At 66.8% G+C, this 21,314-nt stretch carries 20 protein-coding genes; 7 read left to right on the forward strand and 13 right to left on the reverse strand.

Features of this window, described 5'->3' with window-relative positions; genetic code table 11:
* Nucleotides 1-66: 66 nt before the first annotated feature.
* Genes ACNJ7E_RS10735 through thpD form a run of 4 tightly spaced genes read left to right on the forward strand, consistent with a single transcriptional unit; the run spans nt 67 to nt 3,197 of the window.
* Nucleotides 67-807: a maleate cis-trans isomerase family protein gene (locus ACNJ7E_RS10735; RefSeq protein WP_489686828.1), complete on the forward strand. Its 741-nt coding sequence runs from the start codon at nt 67-69 to the stop codon at nt 805-807.
* Nucleotides 808-841: 34 nt separating this feature from the next.
* Entirely contained in the window at nt 842-1,582 is a 741-nt protein-coding gene (locus ACNJ7E_RS10740) for a maleate cis-trans isomerase family protein (RefSeq protein ID WP_011596947.1), read from the forward strand.
* On the forward strand, nt 1,569-2,246 hold the full coding sequence (locus ACNJ7E_RS10745; protein WP_037241885.1) for a GntR family transcriptional regulator: 678 nt from the start codon (nt 1,569-1,571) through the stop codon (nt 2,244-2,246). The genes ACNJ7E_RS10740 and ACNJ7E_RS10745 overlap by 14 nt, the downstream gene beginning before the upstream one ends.
* Before the next feature lie 36 nt (nt 2,247-2,282).
* A complete protein-coding gene (thpD, locus tag ACNJ7E_RS10750) occupies nt 2,283-3,197 on the forward strand; it encodes an ectoine hydroxylase (protein ID WP_418339809.1) in 915 nt (304 codons plus the stop codon).
* A gap of 41 nt (nt 3,198-3,238) precedes the next feature.
* Here the strand turns inward: thpD and ACNJ7E_RS10755 are convergent, their stop codons facing one another.
* The gene (locus tag ACNJ7E_RS10755; RefSeq protein WP_009477657.1) at nt 3,239-3,682 is read right to left on the reverse strand and encodes a MarR family winged helix-turn-helix transcriptional regulator; all 444 of its coding nucleotides are present in this window, start codon (nt 3,680-3,682) and stop codon (nt 3,239-3,241) included.
* Between the two features lie 155 nt (nt 3,683-3,837).
* Here ACNJ7E_RS10755 and ACNJ7E_RS10760 point away from each other — a divergent pair, with 155 nt between their 5' ends.
* Nucleotides 3,838-5,037 (forward strand): MFS transporter, encoded by a 1,200-nt coding sequence (locus ACNJ7E_RS10760; protein ID WP_418339810.1) that lies wholly within the window; start codon nt 3,838-3,840, stop codon nt 5,035-5,037.
* A 2-nt stretch (nt 5,038-5,039) separates the two neighbouring features.
* Here the strand turns inward: ACNJ7E_RS10760 and ACNJ7E_RS10765 are convergent, their stop codons facing one another.
* The 8 genes from ACNJ7E_RS10765 to ACNJ7E_RS10800 all read right to left on the reverse strand — a co-directional run bounded on the left by ACNJ7E_RS10765 (nt 5,040) and on the right by ACNJ7E_RS10800 (nt 13,950).
* Complete coding sequence (locus ACNJ7E_RS10765; protein ID WP_418339819.1) at nt 5,040-6,011, reverse strand: YVTN family beta-propeller repeat protein; 972 nt, start codon at nt 6,009-6,011, stop codon at nt 5,040-5,042.
* Nucleotides 6,012-6,063: 52 nt separating this feature from the next.
* Nucleotides 6,064-6,912 carry an ACT domain-containing protein gene (locus tag ACNJ7E_RS10770; RefSeq protein ID WP_418339811.1) on the reverse strand — a complete coding sequence of 283 codons (849 nt, stop codon included), beginning with the start codon at nt 6,910-6,912 and terminating at the stop codon, nt 6,064-6,066.
* A gap of 252 nt (nt 6,913-7,164) precedes the next feature.
* Complete coding sequence (locus ACNJ7E_RS10775) at nt 7,165-8,505, reverse strand: MFS transporter (protein ID WP_280778967.1); 1,341 nt, start codon at nt 8,503-8,505, stop codon at nt 7,165-7,167.
* Between the two features lie 110 nt (nt 8,506-8,615).
* A complete protein-coding gene (locus tag ACNJ7E_RS10780) occupies nt 8,616-9,020 on the reverse strand; it encodes a RidA family protein (RefSeq protein ID WP_280778965.1) in 405 nt (134 codons plus the stop codon).
* Nucleotides 9,013-9,753 (reverse strand): hypothetical protein, encoded by a 741-nt coding sequence (locus tag ACNJ7E_RS10785; RefSeq protein ID WP_418339812.1) that lies wholly within the window; start codon nt 9,751-9,753, stop codon nt 9,013-9,015. The genes ACNJ7E_RS10780 and ACNJ7E_RS10785 overlap by 8 nt, the downstream gene beginning before the upstream one ends.
* Nucleotides 9,750-10,754, reverse strand: a complete 1,005-nt coding sequence (locus ACNJ7E_RS10790; RefSeq protein WP_280778962.1) for a membrane dipeptidase — start codon at nt 10,752-10,754, stop codon at nt 9,750-9,752. The genes ACNJ7E_RS10785 and ACNJ7E_RS10790 overlap by 4 nt, the downstream gene beginning before the upstream one ends.
* On the reverse strand, nt 10,754-12,472 hold the full coding sequence (locus ACNJ7E_RS10795; RefSeq protein WP_418339813.1) for a hypothetical protein: 1,719 nt from the start codon (nt 12,470-12,472) through the stop codon (nt 10,754-10,756). Before ACNJ7E_RS10795 ends, ACNJ7E_RS10790 begins: the two co-directional genes overlap by 1 nt.
* A complete protein-coding gene (locus ACNJ7E_RS10800) occupies nt 12,469-13,950 on the reverse strand; it encodes an aldehyde dehydrogenase family protein (protein ID WP_418339814.1) in 1,482 nt (493 codons plus the stop codon). Before ACNJ7E_RS10800 ends, ACNJ7E_RS10795 begins: the two co-directional genes overlap by 4 nt.
* A gap of 110 nt (nt 13,951-14,060) precedes the next feature.
* Between ACNJ7E_RS10800 and ACNJ7E_RS10805 the strand changes: the two genes are divergently transcribed.
* Nucleotides 14,061-14,960: a LysR family transcriptional regulator gene (locus ACNJ7E_RS10805; RefSeq protein WP_280778959.1), complete on the forward strand. Its 900-nt coding sequence runs from the start codon at nt 14,061-14,063 to the stop codon at nt 14,958-14,960.
* Nucleotides 14,961-14,977: 17 nt separating this feature from the next.
* Here the strand turns inward: ACNJ7E_RS10805 and ACNJ7E_RS10810 are convergent, their stop codons facing one another.
* The 3 genes from ACNJ7E_RS10810 to ACNJ7E_RS10820 form a co-directional block, all read right to left on the reverse strand.
* Nucleotides 14,978-17,008: a neutral/alkaline ceramidase gene (locus ACNJ7E_RS10810; protein ID WP_418339815.1), complete on the reverse strand. Its 2,031-nt coding sequence runs from the start codon at nt 17,006-17,008 to the stop codon at nt 14,978-14,980.
* A 155-nt stretch (nt 17,009-17,163) separates the two neighbouring features.
* Nucleotides 17,164-17,892 (reverse strand): acetoacetate decarboxylase family protein, encoded by a 729-nt coding sequence (locus ACNJ7E_RS10815; protein ID WP_418339816.1) that lies wholly within the window; start codon nt 17,890-17,892, stop codon nt 17,164-17,166.
* The gene (locus tag ACNJ7E_RS10820) at nt 17,889-18,740 is read right to left on the reverse strand and encodes an SDR family oxidoreductase (RefSeq protein WP_418339817.1); all 852 of its coding nucleotides are present in this window, start codon (nt 18,738-18,740) and stop codon (nt 17,889-17,891) included. The genes ACNJ7E_RS10815 and ACNJ7E_RS10820 overlap by 4 nt, the downstream gene beginning before the upstream one ends.
* 141 nt (nt 18,741-18,881) lie before the next feature.
* On the opposite strand from ACNJ7E_RS10820, the gene ACNJ7E_RS10825 reads away from it, so the two are divergent.
* On the forward strand, nt 18,882-20,057 hold the full coding sequence (locus ACNJ7E_RS10825; RefSeq protein ID WP_418339818.1) for a cytochrome P450: 1,176 nt from the start codon (nt 18,882-18,884) through the stop codon (nt 20,055-20,057).
* 36 nt (nt 20,058-20,093) lie between these two features.
* On the opposite strand, the gene ACNJ7E_RS10830 is transcribed toward ACNJ7E_RS10825, so the two are convergent.
* The gene (locus ACNJ7E_RS10830) at nt 20,094-21,263 is read right to left on the reverse strand and encodes an IS30 family transposase (protein WP_418339463.1); all 1,170 of its coding nucleotides are present in this window, start codon (nt 21,261-21,263) and stop codon (nt 20,094-20,096) included.
* Nucleotides 21,264-21,314: the final 51 nt, after the last annotated feature.

Here is a 21,314-nt window from a genome sequence, read left to right on the forward strand (position 1 = left end):
AACTCGTATGATTGTCAACAATCTGATAATGCTCGGACGCGGCCGAAACGAAGGTGAGGCCTGGTGTTGGAACTGAACATTCCCGAATTCGAGGGGCCTATCGCGCAACGGGGAATCGGCATCATCGCCCCGTTCGACCTGGCGCTCGAACGAGAACTGTGGCGATGGGCTCCCCTCGAGGTGAGCCTCCATCTGGCGCGCACGCCGTACGAACCCGTGCCCGTCAGCCTGGAGATGGCCGAACTCGTGTCCGAGCGAAGACACCTCATGGCGGCGACGCGCGACGTCCTGCACGTCGAGCCCGAGGTCGTGGCCTATCTGTGCACGTCGGGAAGTTTCATCAAGGGCCTCGACTACGAGCGAACCCTGTGCGACGCGATCTGCGAGGCCGGCGCCCAGCACGCGATCACCACGTCCGGTGCGCTGGTCGAGGCGATCGAACACCTCGAGCTGAGCAGGCTGTCGGTGATCACGCCGTACGACGCCCCGCTGACCGAACGGCTGCACGCGTTCCTGAACGAGGCGGGCACCGAGGTGGTGCGCTCCGATCATCTCGGGCTCGGCGGTGGCATCTGGAAGGTCAACTACCGCACGATCGCCGAGCGGATCATCGCCGCGGACGACCCCAGGTCGGAGGCGATCTTCGTCAGCTGTACGAATCTGCCGACCTACGACGTCATCGCCCCGCTCGAGCAGGAGCTCGGGAAACCGGTCCTCACCGCCAACCAGCTCACGATCTGGGCCTGTCTCGGCCGGATGAAACTCCCCATGACAGGCCCCGGCAAGTGGCTTCGCAACGTCTTCTGACATCACCCTCACGACACGGAAAAGAGGAGAACGTATGACGAGCACGCCGACCCCCACTGTGGGATTCATCTACCCCGATCACGCCGCCGAGGACGACTACCCCTTCGCCGCGGAGATGCTCGGAGTGGATCTGCCGGTCGTGCACATCTACGGCACCGACCTGCACGCCGTGCCCGAACTGCTCGACCTCGGGAGCCCCGAGAAGCTCGCAGGCGGGGCCGCACTCCTCGCCGAGGAGAAGCCGGACGCCGTCGTGTGGGCGTGCACCTCGGGCAGCTTCGTCTACGGTCCCGACGGGGCGAAGCAGCAGGCCGAGACGCTCGCCGCGGCCACCGGTGTGCCCACGTCCAGCACCAGTTTCGCGTTCGTCCACGCCCTGCACGCGCTGGGGATCACGCGCGTCGCGGTGGCCGCGAGCTACCCGGAGGACGTCGCGAAGCTGTTCGTCGAGTTCCTCGCCGCCGCCGGTATCGAGGTGCTGTCGATGTCGAGTGCGGGAATCGACACCGCGGCCGAGGTCGGTCTGCTCAGCCCGGAATCCGTGGTGGAACTCGCGGTGGAGAACGACCACCCGGACGCCGAAGCCCTGCTCATCCCCGACACGGCCATGAGGACGCTGGGTGCGCTGAGTACTCTCGAGCAGCGCCTCGGCAAGCCGGTCCTCACGGCAAACCAGGTGACCATCTGGGAAGGCCTGCGTCTTGCGGGCCACACGGCGGTGCACCCGTCGTTAGGAACCTTGTTCGAGAAAGGCCACAGTCATGGCTCTGACTGACCTGGAACCCGTCAGTCGTCAATCGACTGCCGAATTCATCGCGGACCGCCTGCGGGTCGCCATCATGAAGGGTGCGCTCGAACCGGGTGCACAGCTGGGCGAGGCGGAACTGGCCGCGCATTTCCAGGTCTCGCGCGGGCCGCTGCGCGAAGCCATGCAGAGGCTCGTGTCCGAGGGCATACTGCACAGCATCCGTCATCGCGGGATCTTCGTGACGGAACTGACCCTCGACGACGTCGTCGACGTGTACCGCAGCCGCTCGGTCATCGAGCGCGGGGCGCTCGAGATGATTCTCGACGACGGCCGCCGGGAAGCCACCTACCTGGCGCTCGAACCCACCGTGCTCGTGATGCAGGCCGCGGCCGAACGCGGCGACGCCGCCGCCGTCTCGGACGCCGACCAGCAGTTCCATCAGATCCTGGTGGAGAGTTCGGAGAGCCCGCGGCTCATTCGGGCGGCGAGGACGCTGCTGATCGAGACCCGGATGTGCCTGGGTGCGTTGCAGACCACCTACGACGACATCCGCGAGCAGGCGCAGGAACATGCCACCCTGCGCGAGGCGATCCGGTCGGGTACAGCTGGAGAGGTGCAGAAACTGCTCGCCGAACACCTGGACGACGCCGTCCAGCGGCTCCGCGCCGATCAGAAGACTCTGTCGTCGTAGCGACGGAGAAGCAGAGGTAAGTGCCGAGGAGGGACAATGACTCAGGTAGCTGAGGTTCAGGGAGACACCAACCGCCACGATCGCTACCCGACTCGGATCGCCGCCGAGCCGTCGATGCTCCAACGAAGCGAACCCGCCGTGTGGGGCAGACCCGCCGACGGGCCGTTCGATTCGTCGGCTCTCGCCGGACACGAGTCACGCGGCTTCACCATCATCGACAATTTCCTGAACGCGAGCGAAGTGATGTCGTGCCGGGAGGAACTCGACCGGCTGTCCCGGGACCCCGCGATGCGCGACAGCGGGCGCGTCATCCGCGAACGCGGCACCGACGAGGTTCGTTCCGTCTTCGACGTGCACCGGCGCTGTGACGTGGTTGCCGAGCTGATCCGCGACGGCAGGATCCTCGACCGCGCGCGACAACTCCTCGGCTCCGACGTCTACATCCATCAGAGCCGGATCAACTCGATGCCCGGTTTCAAGGGCACCGGTTTCTACTGGCACTCGGACTTCGAGACCTGGCACGCCGAGGACGGTCTTCCCGTCCCACGGGCCGTCAGCTGCTCGATCACGCTCACCGAGAACTACCCGTTCAACGGGTCGTTGATGGTGATGCCCGGTTCGCACAAGCGATTCGTCCAGTGCGTCGGCGCCACCCCCGACGACAACTACACGTCGTCCCTCGTCTCGCAAGAGGTCGGGGTTCCGCGTCGGGAGGACGTGACGCGGATGGCGGCGGAGTTCGGGATCGACCAGTTCACCGGTGCCGCAGGAACCGCGCTGTGGTTCGACTCGAACCTCATGCACGGGTCGGGGAACAACATCACGCCCTACCCGCGGTCGAACCTGTTCCTCGTGTTCAACAGCGTCGAGAACACCCTCGTCGAGCCGTTCGCCGCGGCGCGTCCGCGGCCGGAGTACATCGCGTCACGCGACTTCACTCCGCTGTCCTGACGTGAGTGGCAAGGAGTGCTCCGGCACGCCTTGCCACTCACCTATGCGGGGACCTCGTGCAGGGCTCGGGCGAGGTGGGCGAGCTCGGGAATGTCGGCGGCCCGGTCGAGCGCCGCTTCCAGTGTGGCGTCGTGGGTGGGACGGGCCTCGTCCAGCGCCGCCCGCCCGGCCGGTGTGAGCTCGGTGTAGATGCCGCGGCGGTCGTCGTCGCACAGAATGCGGGTGAGCAGTCCGCGGTTCTCCAGACGGTTCACCAGCCTGGTGGTGGCGCTGCTGCTCAGCGCCGCCGCGCGGGCGAGTTGCGCCATGCGCATGTGCCAGCCGTCCTGACGGCTGAGGGCGTCGAGCACCGTGTACTCGACCACCGAGAGATCGTGCCCGCGCTGTAGGGCGCGCTCGAGCTCCGCCTCGAGCAGCCCGTGCAGGGCCGCGAGCGTGCGCCATCCCTGCGACCGGATCTCGACGGCGTCGTCGGCGACTGCCATTGCCCACCTCCTGTGGATACGACTGTCAGGCCAGAATACCAGCTTGCGCACATATCAGGCGTGTGCAACTATTTATGGCGCGCCTGCAACCAATGCAGACGCGGTATTCGAGCTAGCGCTCTTATCTCCCAGTCTGTACGAAAGGAGTGGCTGCAATGCCACTGGGTCTGCTCGCCCTCGCAATGGGCGGCTTCGGGATCGGTCTCACCGAATTCGTCATCATGGGATTGCTGCCGGAGGTGTCGGCCGATTTCCAGGTAAGCGAGTCGGTGGCCGGCTACCTCATCTCCGGCTACGCCCTCTCCGTCGCCATCGGGGCGATCGTCATCACCGCAGCCGTCACCCGCTTCGACCGCAAACGTGTGCTCCAGGCGCTGATGGTGCTGTTCATCGGCGGCAATCTGCTGTCGGCGCTGGCCCCGACGTACGAGGTCATGATGGGCGGACGCGTCCTCGCAGCCCTGTGCCACGGCGCGTTCTTCGGCATCGGCTCGGTCCTCGCCGCCGACCTCGTGCCCGCGAGCAAGCGGGCAGGCGCGATCGCGACGATGTTCGCTGGACTGACCATCGCCAACGTTCTCGGTGTCCCGTTCGGCACGTTCCTCGGTCAGCAGTTCGGCTGGCGCTCCACGTTCTGGGCCATCACCGTCATCGGCGTCGTGGCGCTGATCGGCATCGCAACGCTGGTGCCGTCCGTGTCCCGTCCGGCGGACGCACCGGAATCCGCCGGTCTGCGCACCGAACTGCGGGCGTTCCGGTCTCCGCAGGTGTGGTTCTCGATCGCCGTCACCATCCTCGGATTCGGCGGCATGTTCGGGGCGTTCACATACATCGCGTTCACCCTCACCGAGGTCGGCGGATTCGCGTCGACCAGCGTCCCGTGGCTCCTCGTGCTCTTCGGCGGCGGTCTGTTCGTCGGCAACGTCCTCGGTGGCCGTGCCGCCGACAAGGCACTCGCCCGCACGCTGATCACGATCCTCGCCGTGCTCACCGTCGTGCTCGTCGTGTTCGCGCTCACCGCGGGGAGCAAGCCGATGACGATCGTGGCCCTGTTCTTCATGGGCGCCTTCGGTTTCGCGACCGTCCCCGGGCTGCAGATGCGGATCATGAACTACGCGGCACAGGCGCCGACGATGGCGTCCGGCGCGAACATCGCCGCCTTCAACGTGGGCAATGCACTCGGGGCCTGGCTCGGCGGCATCACCATCGCCGCGGGACTCGGCTTCACGTCCCCGATCTGGATGGGTGCCGCGCTGACCGTCGGTGCGCTCGCCGTTCTCGTCCTCGCCACCGCAGTCGACCGGCGGTCGAAAGATCAGTCGGTGGAGGAGGATCCGGCGGTGGTGTCGGTCTAGTGTCAGCGCGGCGGCGTCGCGTCGCCCGGTGCGCGCGTGAGGGTGGCGATCGTGTTGTCGTTCTGGCTGGTGGCGTAGGCCTTCGCGCCGTCGGCGGAGACCGCGACGCCACCGGCACTGTCGCCGACGGCGAGCGACGTCACCTCGGCGTTGGTGCCCGGATCGAACACCGTGACGGCGCCGCCCTCGGAGTCGACGACGTACAGCGTGTGTCCGTCCGCGGTCACCGCGGCACCGCCCATCGTCCCGTCGACGCCGAACGTGGCGGTCACCGTGTTGGTGGTCGCGTCGATCACCGACATTTCCGCGCCGCTCCGCACGTAGGCCCGGTCGTTCGTGGCCGTCACGGCACTGGGGTGGGAGGCGACGGGAATCGTGTCGACGACACTCGTCGTGGCCGTGTCGATCACCGTCACCGTGTTGTCGGAGGAGTTGGTGACGTACACGTGCGTGCCGTTGGTCGCGAGCTGGATGGGGAAGGCGCCGACCGGAACCGTGGCGGTCACCGCGTTCGTGGCGGTGTCGATCACGGAGACGGTGCTCTCGACGCCGTTGGTGACGTAGGCGTGGGCCCCGTCTGCGGATACCGCGACCGCCAAGGCGAATTCGCCGACCGGGATCGTGGCGGCCACGGTGTTGGTGGCGGTGTCGATCACGGACACGCTCCGGTCGGCGGTATTCACGACGAACACCCGCGCACCGTTCGGGGTGACGGCGATTCCGGTGGGTCCGCCGCCGACCGGGACGGTGGCGGTGACGGCGTTCGTTGCGGTGTCGATGACGGACACGCTGTTGGCCCCGGAGTTCGTGGCGTATGTGACGGCGCCGCTGGGTGCGACCGCCACCTGCATCGGCGTCTGCCCGACGGGAACGTTGGCGGTGACGGCGTACGTCGGCGCCGCACCGGCGGTGGTGGCCAGGAGGCCGAGCGTGGCGACGCCGATCGTCAGGACAGTCGAAGTGCGGGCGAACATCACCGTCGTAGTGTCTCCCGCACCCAGGCGTTCGTCGGGGATGTCCGCAAGATCACGTGGCAGGGTCGGCGAGTCCCCCCGAGTTCGCGGTCTCGCGGGTTCGCTGCGCCAGCTCGCTGAGGCGACGAGCGCGGGCGATCTCGGCCGGCGTGAACGGCTCGTCCACCGGCCGCACGAAGACGAGCGGCTCACCCTCGCCCGACGGGATCGCGACCGACGACGCCGTGGTCGGATGGTCGCTCACGAGCGAATCGACATACTGGGCGCCGAGCAGCTCTGCGATCGACAGGGGCAGTTCGGACGGATCGGCCGCCACCCGCGACGCCAACGTCAGCGCCTTCGTCTGGCCGTCGATGAGCGCGAGCGCCGAAGCCGGCCAGATGCCCACACTGCGGCCGCCCCCGGCCCGGACGGCATGCGACAGCGCCTCCGGTGACGTCTCCCGGCCCGCCCCGACGATCAACTCGTCGAGCGAACCGCCGTCCAGGTGATGGACGTGCACGGTCAGGATGTTGGCGTCCAGCTTCGCGAGGTTGCGCGCCAGCGACTCGAGCTGTCCCGGTTGGTCGCTCACCCGGACACGGATACGCCAGAGTGACTGTCCGGTCGAGAGATGGCCGTGCCTGCCGTCGGGCGGACCGTGCAGCCAGCCACCCAGCAGTCTCATCGCCGACGGCTCCACCACCCAGATCACCAGCACCGTGGTGCTGACGGTCAGGACCGTGACGGTCATCAGATAGGAGACGTGGAAATGAATGACCAAGGCATGAAGCACTAGTTCGACGGGAAAGACGGCGCACAGTTTCGCAAGCGCCAGACGGAGACGGCGGGGGTGCGGAAGCCGACCGCACGCCTCGCACGCGTTGACATGAACTCCGGGTTCTCTCTCGGCATCGTTCATGCACCCACTGTCGTCCGGAAGTATTGCCGGGCAGTTTCATCGCACGGTCGGTGGTGTGACGGATGGTCGTGAAATGCGTTGGGGTGCAACGCCGATGTGGTGGGCGAGACACCGCGTCGGCGCGTGTGATCGGGGGCACCCTTCGCGGTGGCCGATGCGCACGTGGACATGGTGACGCCGCTGCTGCCGGGGACAGACGCCCGGCAGCAGCGGCGCGATTCGGAGCGCTCAGCGCAGCGTGATTCGGAGCGCTCAGCGCAGTGAGGCGGCGTCGCTCAGGTCCGTTCCCCGGGTCTCCGGGGCCATGAGGAAGCTGACGAGTGCTCCCACCGCGGCAATGCCCGCGGCGATGTACATCGTTGCGGAGAGTCCGAGGTTGGACAGCGCCCACGGGGTGGCGAACGTGCCGATCGCCGCGCCGATCCGGCTGATCCCCGTGCAGAGGCCGACCGCAGTGGCCCGCACCTCGGTGGGGAACAGTTCGTTGGGGTAGATCCATTCGAGGATGGAGGGCCCGCCGTTGAAGAGTGCGTAGATCGCGAATGCGAACGCGATCACCCACAGGCCGGCATCCGGCTTGATCGCGAGGAAGAGCAATCCGAGACCGGAGAGCACGAACCCCCAGATCAAGATCGGCCGGCGACCGAGTCGATCGACGAGCAGCAGTGCGACGACATTGCCGATGAGGAAGAACAGGTTGATCAGCCCGTAGCCGATGTGGGCCAGATTTCCGGAGCCGAGGTTGAAGAGTTCGAGGATCTGCGGTCCGAAGGCGTAGATGGCGAACAGAGTCACGATCGTGCACGTCCAGAAGATCGAAATGAAGACGACCCGCTGCAGGTACCCTCCGCGCATCAGTCCGCGAATCGAGGTGGTCCCTTCCTCGTCGGGCAGATCGTCCAGGGTCGCATCGTTTCCGATCGTCTTACGTAACACCGTCAGTGCCTCCGCGGAACGCCCCTTGCTGAGAAGCCAGCGCGGCGACTCGGGGATGCTCGTGCGCGCGATCACGATCAGGGTGGCGGGAACCGCCGAGGACAGCAGCATCCACTTCCAGCCATCGGGATGGCTGAGGAGAAGGTATCCCACGAACGCGGCGGTGGTAGCGCCCACGAACCACATGGCATTCAGTCCGCCGACGAGTTTGGCGCGCCACGCCTTCGGCGCGAACTCCGTCACCAGGGCGGTGGCGATGGGGTAATCGGCGCCGACCGCGATACCGATGATCAAGCGCAGTATGAACAGTTGCATTTCGTCCGCCGCGAAGAATTGCAGCACCGAGCAGACGATGATCACGATCAGGTCGATGGTGTACATCAACTTTCGGCCGATCCGATCGGTCACTGCGCCGAACACGGCACCACCGAGGAAGACGCCGATGAGAGCCGAAGACCCGATGAGGCCCGCCCAGAGCGCGCTCATGTCCCATTGCGCCTGGATCTGAACCATCGCGATGCCGATGATGCTGAGGATGTAGCCGTCGAGAAAAGGTCCGCCCGAGGAGAAGAGGGCGAGCCTGGCGTGAAAGCCGTTGAGCCTGGCGCTGTCCAGTGTGACGCCCGATCGGGCGGTGACGGTGGTGTCGAGGTTCATCTGAGGAATCCCATCGGGGGTGTGGGCTTGAGGGTCGGTCCCCACGTGATGTGGTTGCTGCCACATTAAGAAGTGAATCGGCGGCGCGGAATTACCAATCTCCTACCAATTCATGCTCCGTGCTTATCAATTCGGTGGTCGACGGCCGCGACGGCGTCGATTTCGATTCGCTTGCTGCCGCGGAAGCGCGCGACCTCCACGGTCGTGCGTGGCGGTAGCGGAATCCCTTCCAGCCGATCGAGATACGCGGCGTTGTAGTCGTCGAACTCCGACAGATCGGCCAGATACACCGTGGTCTTCAGGAGCGTGTGCAGTCCGCCACCCGAAGCCAGGAGCGTCGCTTCCAGATTGTCGAGTGCGACCCTGACCTGCTCTCCGATCGCGGCCGGGGTCTCGCCGTCCGCGGTGGTGGGGATCTGCCCGCACGCCCAGATGGTGCCGGCGAATACCGCGGCTCTCGAGTACGGTCGTTCGGTGCCGCGTGGATGAGCGACGAGTTCACGATGGTCAGTCATGGTTTGCCTCCGGGACGAGGAATCGCCTGCCGAGCGCGTACGCCCGCGACCACTTCGCCGTGTCGACGAAGAGGCCGTAGGAGACGGCGTGGCGGTATCGCGTCTCCCGTTCGGCGGCGGTGTGGACGGGACGGGACGCGTCCGCGGCGAAGGGTGCGGTCCAGACGAGCGTGCTTCTGTCGGTTTCTGCGCCGCATTCGAACGCGGTCGTGAGGGCGACGTCGCGGTACATGTCGCCGGCCGCGGTCACGACCGTCGCGTTCGTCTGGCACCCACGATCATTCAGAGTGACCAGCCACAGCGTCGTGCCGGACCGGGACGCGGCGCGGAGGGCGTACCAGTCGGCTGCCTCGTGGTCGTCGATTTCTGACAGCAGAACCGGGCGTGATTGCACAAGCGCGAGGTCGACCGCCAGAGGTCCGGACAGCAGGCCGCTCCGGGCCGAGTGGTCGACGACGTCGACAGCGGAATTTCTCGACAGCGTCACACCGGTGGGACTGTTCGTCGAATCGAGCCGGTCCAGCGTGTCCAGCAGTGTGTCGATCCCGGTTCGCGCGTGCAGTTGCATCGCCGTCACCGTGTCGGCCGCGGCGCCGGCCTCGCCCGCGCTGACCCCGGCCGCATACAGTGCGCGGAAAGCGGTCTCGCGAACCTCACGTACCGCCAACCTGATTCGGTCGCCCACGGCCGGGAGTGCGTCGTGCTCGGATGTGTAGGTGAGCATGTCGGTCATCGGCGTTCCTGTGTCTCGTGCAGGCCGGGGAAGACTTCGTCGAAGATCCGCAGCCAGTTCTCCCCGAGAATCTTCGCGATGGTCCCGTCGTCGAGTCCGACGTCCTGCAGGCACTCGGTGAGAACCGGGAAGTCGGACGGGCCCGAGAACCAGTTCGGCCACATCGGCCACTCGGGTTCGACCGGATTCTGGCTGGGCGGTCGCCAGCGGCCGTTGCGCAGCCACGCGACGTAGTCCTCCGACCAGTTTCGGGTGCAGTCACTCCCGATCGCGACGTGGTCGGGTCCGATCTGGTCCACGAGTCGCGCGACCATGACCGCGAAGTCGGAACTGGAGGTGGCCTCGCCGCCGAGAACGTTGGGGTAGAGGCAGCAACCGATCACGCCGCCGCGGGCGGCCAGCGCGTCGATGACCTCGTCCGGCTTGTTGCGGGGGCTGTCGACGAACCACGTCGGGTTCGAATGGGTAATCGCGACGGGCTTTTCGGATGCGTCGATCGCATCCAGGCAGGTGCGGTTGCCGACGTGGGAGAGATCGACGAGCATCCCTACCCGGTTCATCTCGGCGACCATGATTCGTCCGAACGCGGTGAGACCCGAGTCGTGCTCGTCGTAGCAGGCGCCGCCCGCCAGATTCTGAATGTTGTAGGTGAGTTGCGCGACACGAACACCCAGGCGATGGAAGATCTCCACCATCCGGTAGTCGTCCCCGAACGGCGAGGAGTTCTGGAACCCGAGGAGTACGGCGATCCGGTTGTCCCGCTTCGCCGTGCGAATGTCTTCGGACGTCTCCGCGAGCGTGACGATGTCCTTGTTGTCCGCGGCGAGTTGATACCACTGCGCGACGGCGCCGAGGGTGTCGGTCGGCCCGTCCCACACCGCGCAGGTGGCGTTCACGCCCGTGACGCCACCGGCGCGGAGTTCCTCGAGGACTTTCCGATCCCAGTTGTTGATCTGAAGTCCGTCCACCACCAGCAGGTCGGAGTGTGTGAGCGTGTGCACTAGGAATCCTTTCGCGGCTTGCGGGTGAAGATCCAGTCGTCGTCGACTCCGGCGGCGACGTCGTCGGCCCGTGGGGCTCCCGAGTAGAGGGTCACGCGGAGCCAGTCGGTCGATTGCGGGCTGTAGTTCTCCATCCCGTACATCGCCAGTTGGAATCGCTGCAGATTCAGGGGAAGGAACTTCTCGGCAAGCAGGTTGTCGTGTGCTTCCGAATACGGAACGTCGGCGAGTGTCTGTACGCGGGCGACGATGCCGCGGTGCCAAGGATGCTCGACGAGAAAGGCGGCGACGGACGCTTCGTCATGTGCCGCCGCGAGATCGCGGTCCAGAGAGGCGACGGACCGGGCGACGTCGATCGGATGCTCGACATTCTCGCCGGGATCGATGCCCCTGCGTCCGCGACGCGGCTCCTCGTTGTTCTCCGAGGAGAACCAGAAGTGGGCCAGCTCGTCGGGATCGTCGAAGTCGAAGCGCCGCACCCACCCGTAGCGCCCTCGGAGGGCGGAGCGCAACTGGGAGCAGGTCTGCGCGGGATCGACGTCCTGCCGCTGATCGCAGCACAGCAACTCCTCGACCTCGGCGTCGAGTTGAGGGTGTACCTCGACGATCACGCTGTCCACGACGGCGCGGGCCTCGGGACCGATTGCGGCCGCGTGCTCGTGGAGCGTCCGCCACGCGTGGGTCGTTGCCTCCCCGCCGATCGTCCCGCTGTCGATGTACTCGGCCAGCATGGCCCGGAGTGGTTCGAGTCGGGACGAGAGTTCGCCGCACGGGACGAAGGGCGCGGTCGCCAGGTCTGCGCGTTCGCGGAAATAGAGTGTGGCTCGCTCGAGCAGGTCACCGGCAGTGTCGATGCGCCGATCGGCGGGTGTGGTCGCCTGCGCCAGGGCGTGAGCGAGCGGGAGTTCCCGCGTGGCACACCAGGCGTCGAGCACGTGCGGGTGGTTGATCACGTAAGGCACCATGCCGAGACCCGTTGCGTTGCCGAGCCCGAGGTAGCGTCGCCAGTCTCCGGACAGCTGCGCCGACAGAGGGTTTCGGGCGCGGGCACAGTGCTCGACGAGGTCGTAGCTGAGCTCGCGCAACAACCAGGCGGTCAGCATGTGCGCCCGGTAGGGCAGCCTCAGGGGATGATCGGCATCGAGCCGATCGAAATCTGCGAGCCCGAACTTTCCGTTGCTGTAGAACGCGGTACTCCGCAGGATATAAGCGGCATCGCCCATGGTCGTGATGTCCGGTTGAGTGCCCTCGGAGAGGCGGTCGACGACGTAGTCGAAGAACCGGGCGCTGCGGTTTGCCCGCGTCCAGATGAGAGTGCCGTCGTCCGCCCGGCCTTCTTCCTGACGTGGTACCTGCACACGCAATGCGTTCGATCGGCTCTCGGTCAGCGGTCCCTCGATCAGGGCGCCGGTGACGTCCCAGGCCTTCGCGATGACACGATCGGTTCGATCACTCTCGGTGAGGGTCGTCGAGAATACGACGAATCGCACCTCGTATGAACCGATGACGACGCGGTACACGATCTCGCCGCGGCCGGCGCCGTCGACATCCCACCGCTCGCGTTCCACCCGCCAGTTCTGCGCGGCCGCCGTTCGGAGGAAGGACCGGGCGAAGCTGTGGCGGGTGTAGCGTGCCGCTCCCATGTCGGCCGGGTCCAGGACCTGCTCCGGCGACCGCGCCAGGGTCTGAGTCCGGCGGAGCGTGTCGGTGGGCCTCATGCGTCACTCCTCGGAGTTCCGATGCGGGCGTAGGCAATCTTGCTCCACGTGAAGAACTCGGCACTGGTTGCCGCATTCTGCTCACGAGGAGCGGGGAAGGACGAGTCCTTGAGTCCGCCGAAGGGAGCGTGGAGTTCGGACCCGGTGTTGGGGGCATTGACTTTGATCAGTCCCGCGTCGAGGTCACGAATGCAGCGACGAACGGAGCGCTCGTCACAGGTGAACACCGCGGCGGTGAGGCCGAAGGGCGTTGCGTTCGCGACGGTGATGGCCTCGTCGAGGTCTTTCGCACGCAAGATCGTGGTCACCGGTCCGAACACCTCCTCTCGGCAGATGGTCAATTCGGTGCTGCCGGCGAGCAGAGTGGGGGCGACGAACGCGGCACCCGACGTGGGGAGTGGTGCACGCGCCAGCAATTCGGCGCCCTCGGACAGCGCCTGGTCGACCGCGGCCGTCACCTCCTTCGCCGCGCGGGGCGAGACGAGCGGGCCGATCTGCGACTCCGGTGCCAGTCCGTCGCCGACCGCCAGTTCCTCGACGCGGGCGACGAGTTCGGGAACGAGTGCGTCGTAGGCGTCGCCGACCGCGATGATCCTTCTCGTCGCCGTACATTTCTGACCGGTGCTTCCCATGGCACCGGCGATCAACACGGCTGCTGCGTCGTGCGGATCGACGTCGGGGAGCACGATTGCCGCGTTGTGGCCGCCGAGTTCCATCTGGACCTTCGCGCCGCGGGGCACGGCGGCAGCCTGGATCGACCTGCCCACCGGGACCGATCCGGTGAAGGTGACTCCGGAGATCTCCTCCCGGGCAACCAGTTCGGCGCCGATCGGACCGGGACCCAGGATCATGTTGAGGACACCCGCCGGGACACCCGCTGCGGCAAGGACTTCGGCGAAGGCCGCGGCTGTCGCAACCGTGTCGCTCGCGGGTTTCCAGACAACGGTGTTGCCCCAGAGCAGTGCAGGTGCGAGCTTCCAGGCCGGGATCTGGAGCGGGAAGTTCCACGGGGTGATGGCGGCAACCACGCCGAGCGGCCGGCGGACCGTCCGAATCACCTCGTCGGGATGAGAAGAAGGGTAGGTGGCGCCGTCGGGGTTCCTGGCCTGCGCTGCGTGGTAGTAGAGGGTCTCGACGGTGGCCCCGACTTCGGCGCGCGATTCGGGGAGGGTCTTGCCCTGCTCTCGGGTCATCAGCTCCGCGATCGCGTCCGCGCGCTCGGCCAGGATCTCGGAGGCCCGGCGAAGGACCAGTCCGCGGGCGATGATCCCGCGGTCGTCCCAGTCCCGCCGAGCCGACACTGCAGCGGAGACCGCTGCATCGAGGAGACGGGTGTCGGCTTGGTGGTATTCGGCGACGGTGGTCTCGTCGGACGGGTTCGTCGTCGTGGTGACCGGACCTTGGCCGTCCACCCAGTCACCGCCGATCAGGTGGCGTAGAAAGTTGTCCGTGTCCGGTGCGGTGATGTGGTGCTGCACTGCTGACTCCTCGAAGGCATGGTAATTCGGTGCCCTCAACGCTAGGCGGGGCACTCACCGTGCAGAAGTACCTATTGTCAACCGACTGATAAGTTGCAAGTATCAATCGCGTGGAACTGCGGCAGCTTCGATACTTCGTCACGGTGGCCGAGGAAATGAACTTCAGGCGCGCTGCGGAACGCCTGCACATCGCACAGCCGGCGCTCAGCCAGCAGATCAGCAAGTTCGAGAAGGAACTGCGAACCACCCTGTTCGAGAGAACCACGCGGCGGGTCGAGCTGACCGACGCGGGTCGGGTGCTCCTCGACGAGGGCCGCCGCGTCCTCGCGGAAGCCGATCATGCGCTGGCGGCAGTGGAGCAGGTCGCGCACGGTGAGGTCGGGCTGCTCCGCATCGGCTTCGTCAGTTCCGCGGCGTTGAGGATCGTCCCCGCCACGGTGCTCGCCCTCCAGAAGGCGTGGCCCGGCGTCCAGGTCGAACTGTCCGAGTCGACGACCGACCGTCAGCTGTCCGGGATCGCCGACGGAATTCTCGACATCGGATTGGTGCGTGAAGTCGACCGCGCGGAGGGCATCGTCGTGCGACCGCTGACCCGTGAGCCGCTGCTGGTCGCGATGCACTCGTCGCATCCCTTCGCGAACCGGACGTCGGTGCGGCTCGTCGAATTGCGCGACGAACGGTTCCTCACCTTTCCGCGAGGCCAGGTTTCGCGGCTCTACGACCACATCGCCGCTCTGTGCCATCACGCGGGATTCCGGTTGGAAGCCGCCCAGGAGGCGCTGCAGTTTCCCACCCTTCTCGGGTTGGTCGCCGCGAACACCGGCGTCACCATCGTCCCCGCCAGTCTCAGGGCCTTGCACCTACCGGACCTGCGGTACGTTGCGCTCGCGGATCCGCAGGCGGCCTCGACCGTCTCGGTCGCGTATCGCGCCGACAGGCAACAGGTCCCGGCGATCCGGCACTTCCTCGACGTCGCATCGTCCCTCGACCTGACGGACGAAACCCGGTAGTGCTCGCAGTTCGGCGGCTACCCGACCTCGAATTCGTTCGACGTCCCGGTGAACGCGGTGATCGTGCCTGCCGCGTCGCGGCTGTTGCCGAAGTGCTGCACGCGGTAGCGCCCGGCGGGTGTTCCGGCCGGGACGTCCCATGTGATGCGCGCGACCGACTGGTTCGGCCCGGTGCGCGTCCAGCGGTACTTGGTCGACCAGTCGCCGTCGTCGGCGTGACGCACCCAGCCGTCGCCGCCCCGGCGCTGGATCTCGAGAAACGTGCCACGCCGGCGCGGGTCGTTCCGGGGGTGGCCGGTGACGAACTCGACCGTGATCTGTTCGCCCGCAGACACTTTCGCGGCGGGTTGGGTCAGTACGTCGCCGAAGACGCGGCCTGCCGGTGGTTCGTCGCGGTCGACGCCCGGACCGATGTACGGCTGGAACTGCGACAGGTCACGGGGCGCCGGGCCGCGGGGAATGTCGCTGCCGGTGCGCACAGCGTCGGCGAGCGCCGCGAATCCCTGCTGGTACGCGGGCAGCGTGTAGCGGCCGAAGAGTGTCGAGCCGCCCTCGTACTGCTGCGCGTCGTACTCCTGCGGGGTGGTGCAGTAACTCGCGTACGAGTTCGCGTAACCCTGGAAGATCACGTTCTCCAGCGGCACACCGAGTCTGTCGGCGACGGTGCGGCGGATCCGCAGCCCGGACACGATCGTGAATTCCGCCGGGCCGCCCACGACATACACGTCACCGATGCGGAGGATCTGAATCTTCAGCACGTGCGGAACCCACCCGTCGGGTGGCAGCAGACCGACGGCCACGAGCACGAGTTTCGGTGCTTGCGCGTCCTGCAGCCACTGCGGGATCGGCGCGTCCATCCCGCCGAGTGCGTCGACGAGCGGGTTGGTGGTGCCTTCCGGGAAGATCGGGATGGCCGGACCGTCCTCGGTGCTGCCCGCGCTCATGGCGGCCCCGACACACGCGGGGGACGTCCGGTAGGTGCGGCCGTCGGGGGTGAATTCGCCGCCGACCTCCTGATTCGCCATGTCGAGGTACATGATTCGGCTGTCCACACCGCCGGTGAGGGTCTCCGACGCCGACTCCCACGCCGTGCGTGCGGCCGCGACCTGCCGCTGCCCGATGATGCGGGTGTTCTCGAACTCGTCGTCGGTGGGTCCGTGGCCGGGCCGGAGGTCGAGGTTGGGGGACATGTCGCCGGTGTTCGTCTGCGGGAACGCGGCGACGAAATGAGGCTTCTGGTCGTCGAGGTAACGGACACCCTCGTGGTCGTGTTCCCAGAAGTAGGCGGCCGCGCCCTTGTTGTCACCGGAAATCAGATGGTTCGTGTTGGTGAGCGAAGCACCGTGGGTCGGGAACCAGTTGATCGCCCCGACATCTCTGCCGCCCTGCGTGATTCGCAGGACCCGCATCGACGTGTCGATACCCAGGGGATAGTAGTCCCGGTCCTCGGCGGGGTTGCGGTCGAAGGCGATCCGCGAACGGTTGACGCTGGCATCGGTGAGTTCGCTGCGGCCGTACGACACCGAACCGGGGGCGAGCGAATCGTGCGCGGCGGTGATCGCCTCGACGATGCCACCGACCTCGGCGTCGAACACCTGACGGTTGTGGCCGAGCACGGCGAGGTTGTAGGCGTAGTCGTGGGACGCGCCGCCGCACGCCGCGTGGGAGTGCACCGCCGTGAGCATGACGTTCCGCTCGGTGTACAGGTCGCCGTGGAGTTCCGCGAGCCGAGCCAGCACGGCGTCGTGCACGGACTGGAAGATCATGCACACGTCGACGCACACGTAGACCACGCGCTGCCGGCCGGACTCGGCGAACACGAACGCCCGCGCACGGGTCCGCTGATGCAGTCCCTCGGCGCGCTGCTCGAAGCTGGAGTACCCCATCATCCCGACGTCGGCGACCGGCCCGGTGGCGTCGGAAATGCCGACGCCGACGAGGAATTCGGAGTTCTGGTCGGGATTAGCGGCCGCCGTCCCGGAGCCGAGCGTGGCGAGCGCCGGAGTCAGGGCCGCCCCCGCGAGCACGCTGCGTCGTCTGATCTGCACTATCGATCGTCCTTTCGGCGGTCGTCCCTCTGGGGCGCCACGAATTGGTCAAGCGTCCAGAAGCGTCGCCGGTATTGGACCCCAGTTCGGTAATCGGCGCAACCCCCACGTGAGTGGCGAAGTGTGCCCGCGCACACTTCGCCACTCACGTGCGGTCAGATCGGCTGCGCGTCCCCGAACGTCATCTTCAATTCGGGGATCGAGGACGTGACGAGCGCCCGTTTCGGAAGTCTCAGCGACCGCAGTTCGTCCGCGATTGGGTGGCTGCCCAGTTTCAGCTCCGCGCCTCCGGGCCGGGAGCGGATCCCGGTCGGGTTCATGTCCCAAGTGGTGAACCGGGTGAGCCCGTCGAGGTGCGAATAGGCGGCGAGCGACGTGCCTGCGCCCGAACCCGGCACCGTAATACCCGGTTTGACGCTCAACTGGGCGATCAGCCGGCCGCCCTCGCTCACCGAACCGCGCCTGACGGAACCGGTGTGGTCGACATCGAAATCGGCCAGGAACTTCGGGAAGCCCCAGATGCCGCGGCCGGCGGCCAGAGTGAAGTCGCCGTCGACGGGCAGCTGATGAATCAGCGCACCCGCCCGGCCCCGGGCCAGCGCCTTCAGGTCCCGGGGGACCGAGGTGCTGTCGGCCCGGTGGTCCCGGACGAGGAACGCCACCCCGAATTCGTTGTACGGTCCGAGGTCGCCGTCCACGTAGTCGACGAACACGAGGACGCAGATGCCACGTCCCGGCCGGAACTGCAGGATCTCGAGGCCGGTGTAGTCGATCAGCGACTGGGCGGCGGCGGTCGGCACCGAATACATCGCCATGAACGCCGACGCGGCCCGGATCTCCACGGGCATGTCGACCTGCTTGCCGAGAACCTGATGCGACGTCACGGCGCGACCACTCCGCGCAGACCGTCGGCGCCGAACATGGGCTCGAACATCGACGTGAAGTCGGGTCCGCGACGCAACATCTGGCCGCCGTCGACGTTGATGATCTGCCCCGTGATCCAGGTGGAGTCGGGGCCGAGGAGGAACTTGGCGAGCGCGGCGATGTCGGTGACCTCGCCGACCCGTGCGATCGGGGTGTTGGCCAGGTAGTCGTCCAGGACGGGTCCGCCGTCGGTGATGAGCGCGACGAGGTCGGTGCGGGTCAGTCCGGGGCGGATGCAGTTGACGCGGACGTTGCTCGCCCCGAGTTCGTCGGCGGCGAGTTGCGTCAGGTTGTCGACACCTGCCTTGGACGGACCGTATGCGCCGAACCAGCGGTGCGTGTTGCTGCTCGCGATCGAGGAGATTGTGACGATGGAACCGCCGCCCCCGGCGACGAGCGCCCGCGCGGAATGCTTGATCGTCAGCATGGTGCCGGTGACGTTCAGGTCCACGGTCCGCCGCCACGCGTCCACGTCGAGTTGGGTCACGGGTCCCACCGTTTCGTTCCCGCCTGCGCACGTGACGACGCCGTCGAGCTGCCCGGTGCGCCCGGCCGCTGTGGCGACCGCGCGGATGATGTCGTCCTCGTTCGTGACGTCGGCGGTGACCGTGTCGACGGTCCCCGCGGGATCACCGGCGGTGATCTGCTCCGCTGCGCGTACCAGTTTCTCCTCGTTGCGACCGCAGATCATGACGTGGACGCCCTCGGCCGCCAGGGCGGTGGCGACGCCCAGTCCGATGCCACTGCCGCCGCCGGTGACGAGTACGGACGTCTTCGCGAGCCCGCTGCTGCCGTCGTTGGTAACCACGTACACCTCCAGGTAATAGAACTCGTGTCAATTATCGAGCCGAGGATCTGTGAAACTTGCCGCTATACCACTGCGTCATAGTAGGAACACGTTCTATTATCGGGGCACGATCGGCGGGATTCAATGCGGAGGAGTACCTCGATGACGAACAGGCCGGATTTCGATCTGATCGACGGACGGTTCTACTCGGGCGAACTCGGCGACCCGCGGGAGGCCTACGCATGGATGCGCGCCCACGAACCGGTGTATCGCGCGGACGGAATTCTCGGCGCCGCGTCGTACGAGGCCGTCCTGGCGGCCGAACGCGACCCGGAGTTGTTCTCGAACGCGGGCGGAATCCGCCCCGGGGTGGGCCCGCTGCCGCAGATGATCGACATGGATGACCCGCAGCACCTGCAACACCGTCGCCTCGTCAACGCCGGCTTCACCCGTAAGCAGGTGGAAGCGAAGATCGACCGGATCCGGGAGATCTGCGATCACCTCATCGACGCCGCGTGCGACAAGGATGACGTGGACTTCGTGCGCGACCTGGCCGCGCCGCTCCCCATGGCCGTCGTCGGCGACATGCTCGGCGTGCGGCCCGAGGAACGCGACACGTTCCTGCACTGGTCCGACGACCTGATGAACGCCCTCGGCAGCAACGCCACCCCGGAGGAACTCCAGGCCCAGGCCAACGCGTACCTGGCATTCAACGAATTCACGCTCCGCACCATCGCGGAGCGGCGGCAGAATCCGACGGACGACCTCACCAGCATCCTCGTGCACAGCGAGATCGACGGTCACCGGCTCAGCGACCCGGACATCGTCGGCGAAACCCTGCTGATCCTGATCGGCGGCGACGAGACCACCCGGCACGTTCTCAGCGGCGGCATGGAACAACTGCTGCGGCACCCCGACCAGCAACAGCGGCTCGTGGACGATCCCGACTGCATCCCGGCGGCGGTCGAGGAGATGCTGCGCTGGTCGTCGCCGATCAAGAACATGTGCCGCACCGTCACCCGCGACGTCGAATTCTTCGGGACCGACCTGCGCGAGGGCGAGAAGATGATGCTGCTGTTCGAATCCGCCAACTTCGATGAGGCGGTGTTCGAGCATCCCGAGGTGTTCGACATCGAACGGTCGCCGAACCCGCACGTCGCATTCGGTTTCGGCACCCACTTCTGCCTCGGCAACCAACTCGCCCGGCTCGAAGCGAAGATCATGTTCGAGCAACTGCTGTCGCGGCTGCCGGACATGGTGCTCGTCGACGACGGCCCACTGCGGCGTCGTCCCGCCAACTTCGTGTCCGGGCTCGAGGAGATGCCGGTGAAGCTCTAGGCGCTCCGCGCCCGTGCGCCTTTTTGGTTGGCGTTTTCAAGCGGCCGTCGCAACAACGAGTTTCCCGAGACGCTCGGCTGGACTGTCCCAGTCGAGCGTCATACGGGGACGACGATTGAGTTTATCGGCCACCACGTCGAGGTAGACCTCTTCGAACCCGTCCAACGCGATCCCCTTGGGGAAGTACTGGCGCAGCAAGCCGTTTGTGTTCTCGTTCGTCCCGCGCTGCCACGGCGAACGCGGATCACAGAAATACACCGGCACCCCCGTCTCGACAGTGAACCGGGCGTGCTGACTCATCTCCGCACCCTGATCCCAGGTGATCGACTTGGCAAGGTGCTGGGGAAGCTCGGTGATCTTGCGGGTCATCGCCGACCGCACCTGCTCGGCGGAATGCCCATCCGGCAGGTGCAACAGCATCACGAACCGGGTCGACCGCTCCACCAACGTCCCGATCGCCGACTTGTTGTTCGCCCCGATGATCAGATCGCCCTCCCAGTGCCCGGGCACCGCCCGGTCCTCGACCTCGGCGGGACGCTCGGAAATCATCACCATGTCCGGGAACTTCCCCCGCCGCTCACCGACCGTGCTTCGGTGTTTACGCAGGTAGCGGCCGGTCCGCAGATGGGCGGTCAGCTCCCGCGTCAACGCTCCCCGGGACTGGACGAACAACGCCTGATAGATCGATTCGTGTGACACCCACATCTCCGGCCGGCTCGGATACTCCCGCCTGAGCTTGTGCGAGATCTGCTGCGGTGACAAGTCCTCACCCAGCCACCCCTGCACCTGCTCCCGCAACTCGGCGTGGGCGGCGAGCTTGGCGGTCTTGGGGCGCCGGGCGCGGGCCTCGGCGTCCCGTTGGGCCCGTGAGGCCAGATACTTCCCGCGAGAGGACAACGCCCGCCGCAGTTCCCGGCTGATCGTGGACGGGCTGCGGCCCAGTGCGTGGGCGATCGCCCGGATCGTCCACCCGTCCCGGCGGAATTCGTCGATCTGCTCCCGCTCGGACAGCGACAGATACCGCCCCGACGGGGGAACAGGTCGGCGGGGACGCACTCCACCGACCTGCACCAGCCACCGCCGCATCTGGGTCAGCGAGACCTGCACCTCACACGCCGCGCTGACCGTGTCCTGCCCCGCCCGCAAACACTCCCAGAACTGCTCCCGCACTCGCCGCTCGATCGGCGGCCGCCCCTTGAACACCATCCACAACACCCTTCCTTACCAGGGATGTTGCGTCGACCGACTGAATACGCC

Origin of the sequence: Rhodococcus mengyinensis, assembly GCF_048381435.1 — a bacterium.
Taxonomy (GTDB): Bacteria; Actinomycetota; Actinomycetes; order Mycobacteriales; family Mycobacteriaceae; genus Rhodococcus_F; species Rhodococcus_F opacus_D.

Coding starts and splice junctions, on each gene's coding strand:
- ACNJ7E_RS10740 (WP_011596947.1), top strand. CDS start 842: ATGACGAGCACGCCGACCCCCACTGTGGGATTCATCTACCCCGATCAC.
- ACNJ7E_RS10745 (WP_037241885.1), top strand. CDS start 1,569: ATGGCTCTGACTGACCTGGAACCCGTCAGTCGTCAATCGACTGCCGAA.
- thpD (WP_418339809.1), top strand. CDS start 2,283: ATGACTCAGGTAGCTGAGGTTCAGGGAGACACCAACCGCCACGATCGC.
- ACNJ7E_RS10755 (WP_009477657.1), bottom strand. CDS start 3,682: ATGGCAGTCGCCGACGACGCCGTCGAGATCCGGTCGCAGGGATGGCGC.
- ACNJ7E_RS10760 (WP_418339810.1), top strand. CDS start 3,838: ATGCCACTGGGTCTGCTCGCCCTCGCAATGGGCGGCTTCGGGATCGGT.
- ACNJ7E_RS10765 (WP_418339819.1), bottom strand. CDS start 6,011: ATGTTCGCCCGCACTTCGACTGTCCTGACGATCGGCGTCGCCACGCTC.
- ACNJ7E_RS10770 (WP_418339811.1), bottom strand. CDS start 6,912: ATGAACGATGCCGAGAGAGAACCCGGAGTTCATGTCAACGCGTGCGAG.
- ACNJ7E_RS10775 (WP_280778967.1), bottom strand. CDS start 8,505: ATGAACCTCGACACCACCGTCACCGCCCGATCGGGCGTCACACTGGAC.
- ACNJ7E_RS10780 (WP_280778965.1), bottom strand. CDS start 9,020: ATGACTGACCATCGTGAACTCGTCGCTCATCCACGCGGCACCGAACGA.
- ACNJ7E_RS10785 (WP_418339812.1), bottom strand. CDS start 9,753: ATGACCGACATGCTCACCTACACATCCGAGCACGACGCACTCCCGGCC.
- ACNJ7E_RS10795 (WP_418339813.1), bottom strand. CDS start 12,472: ATGAGGCCCACCGACACGCTCCGCCGGACTCAGACCCTGGCGCGGTCG.
- ACNJ7E_RS10825 (WP_418339818.1), top strand. CDS start 18,882: ATGACGAACAGGCCGGATTTCGATCTGATCGACGGACGGTTCTACTCG.
- ACNJ7E_RS10830 (WP_418339463.1), bottom strand. CDS start 21,263: ATGGTGTTCAAGGGGCGGCCGCCGATCGAGCGGCGAGTGCGGGAGCAG.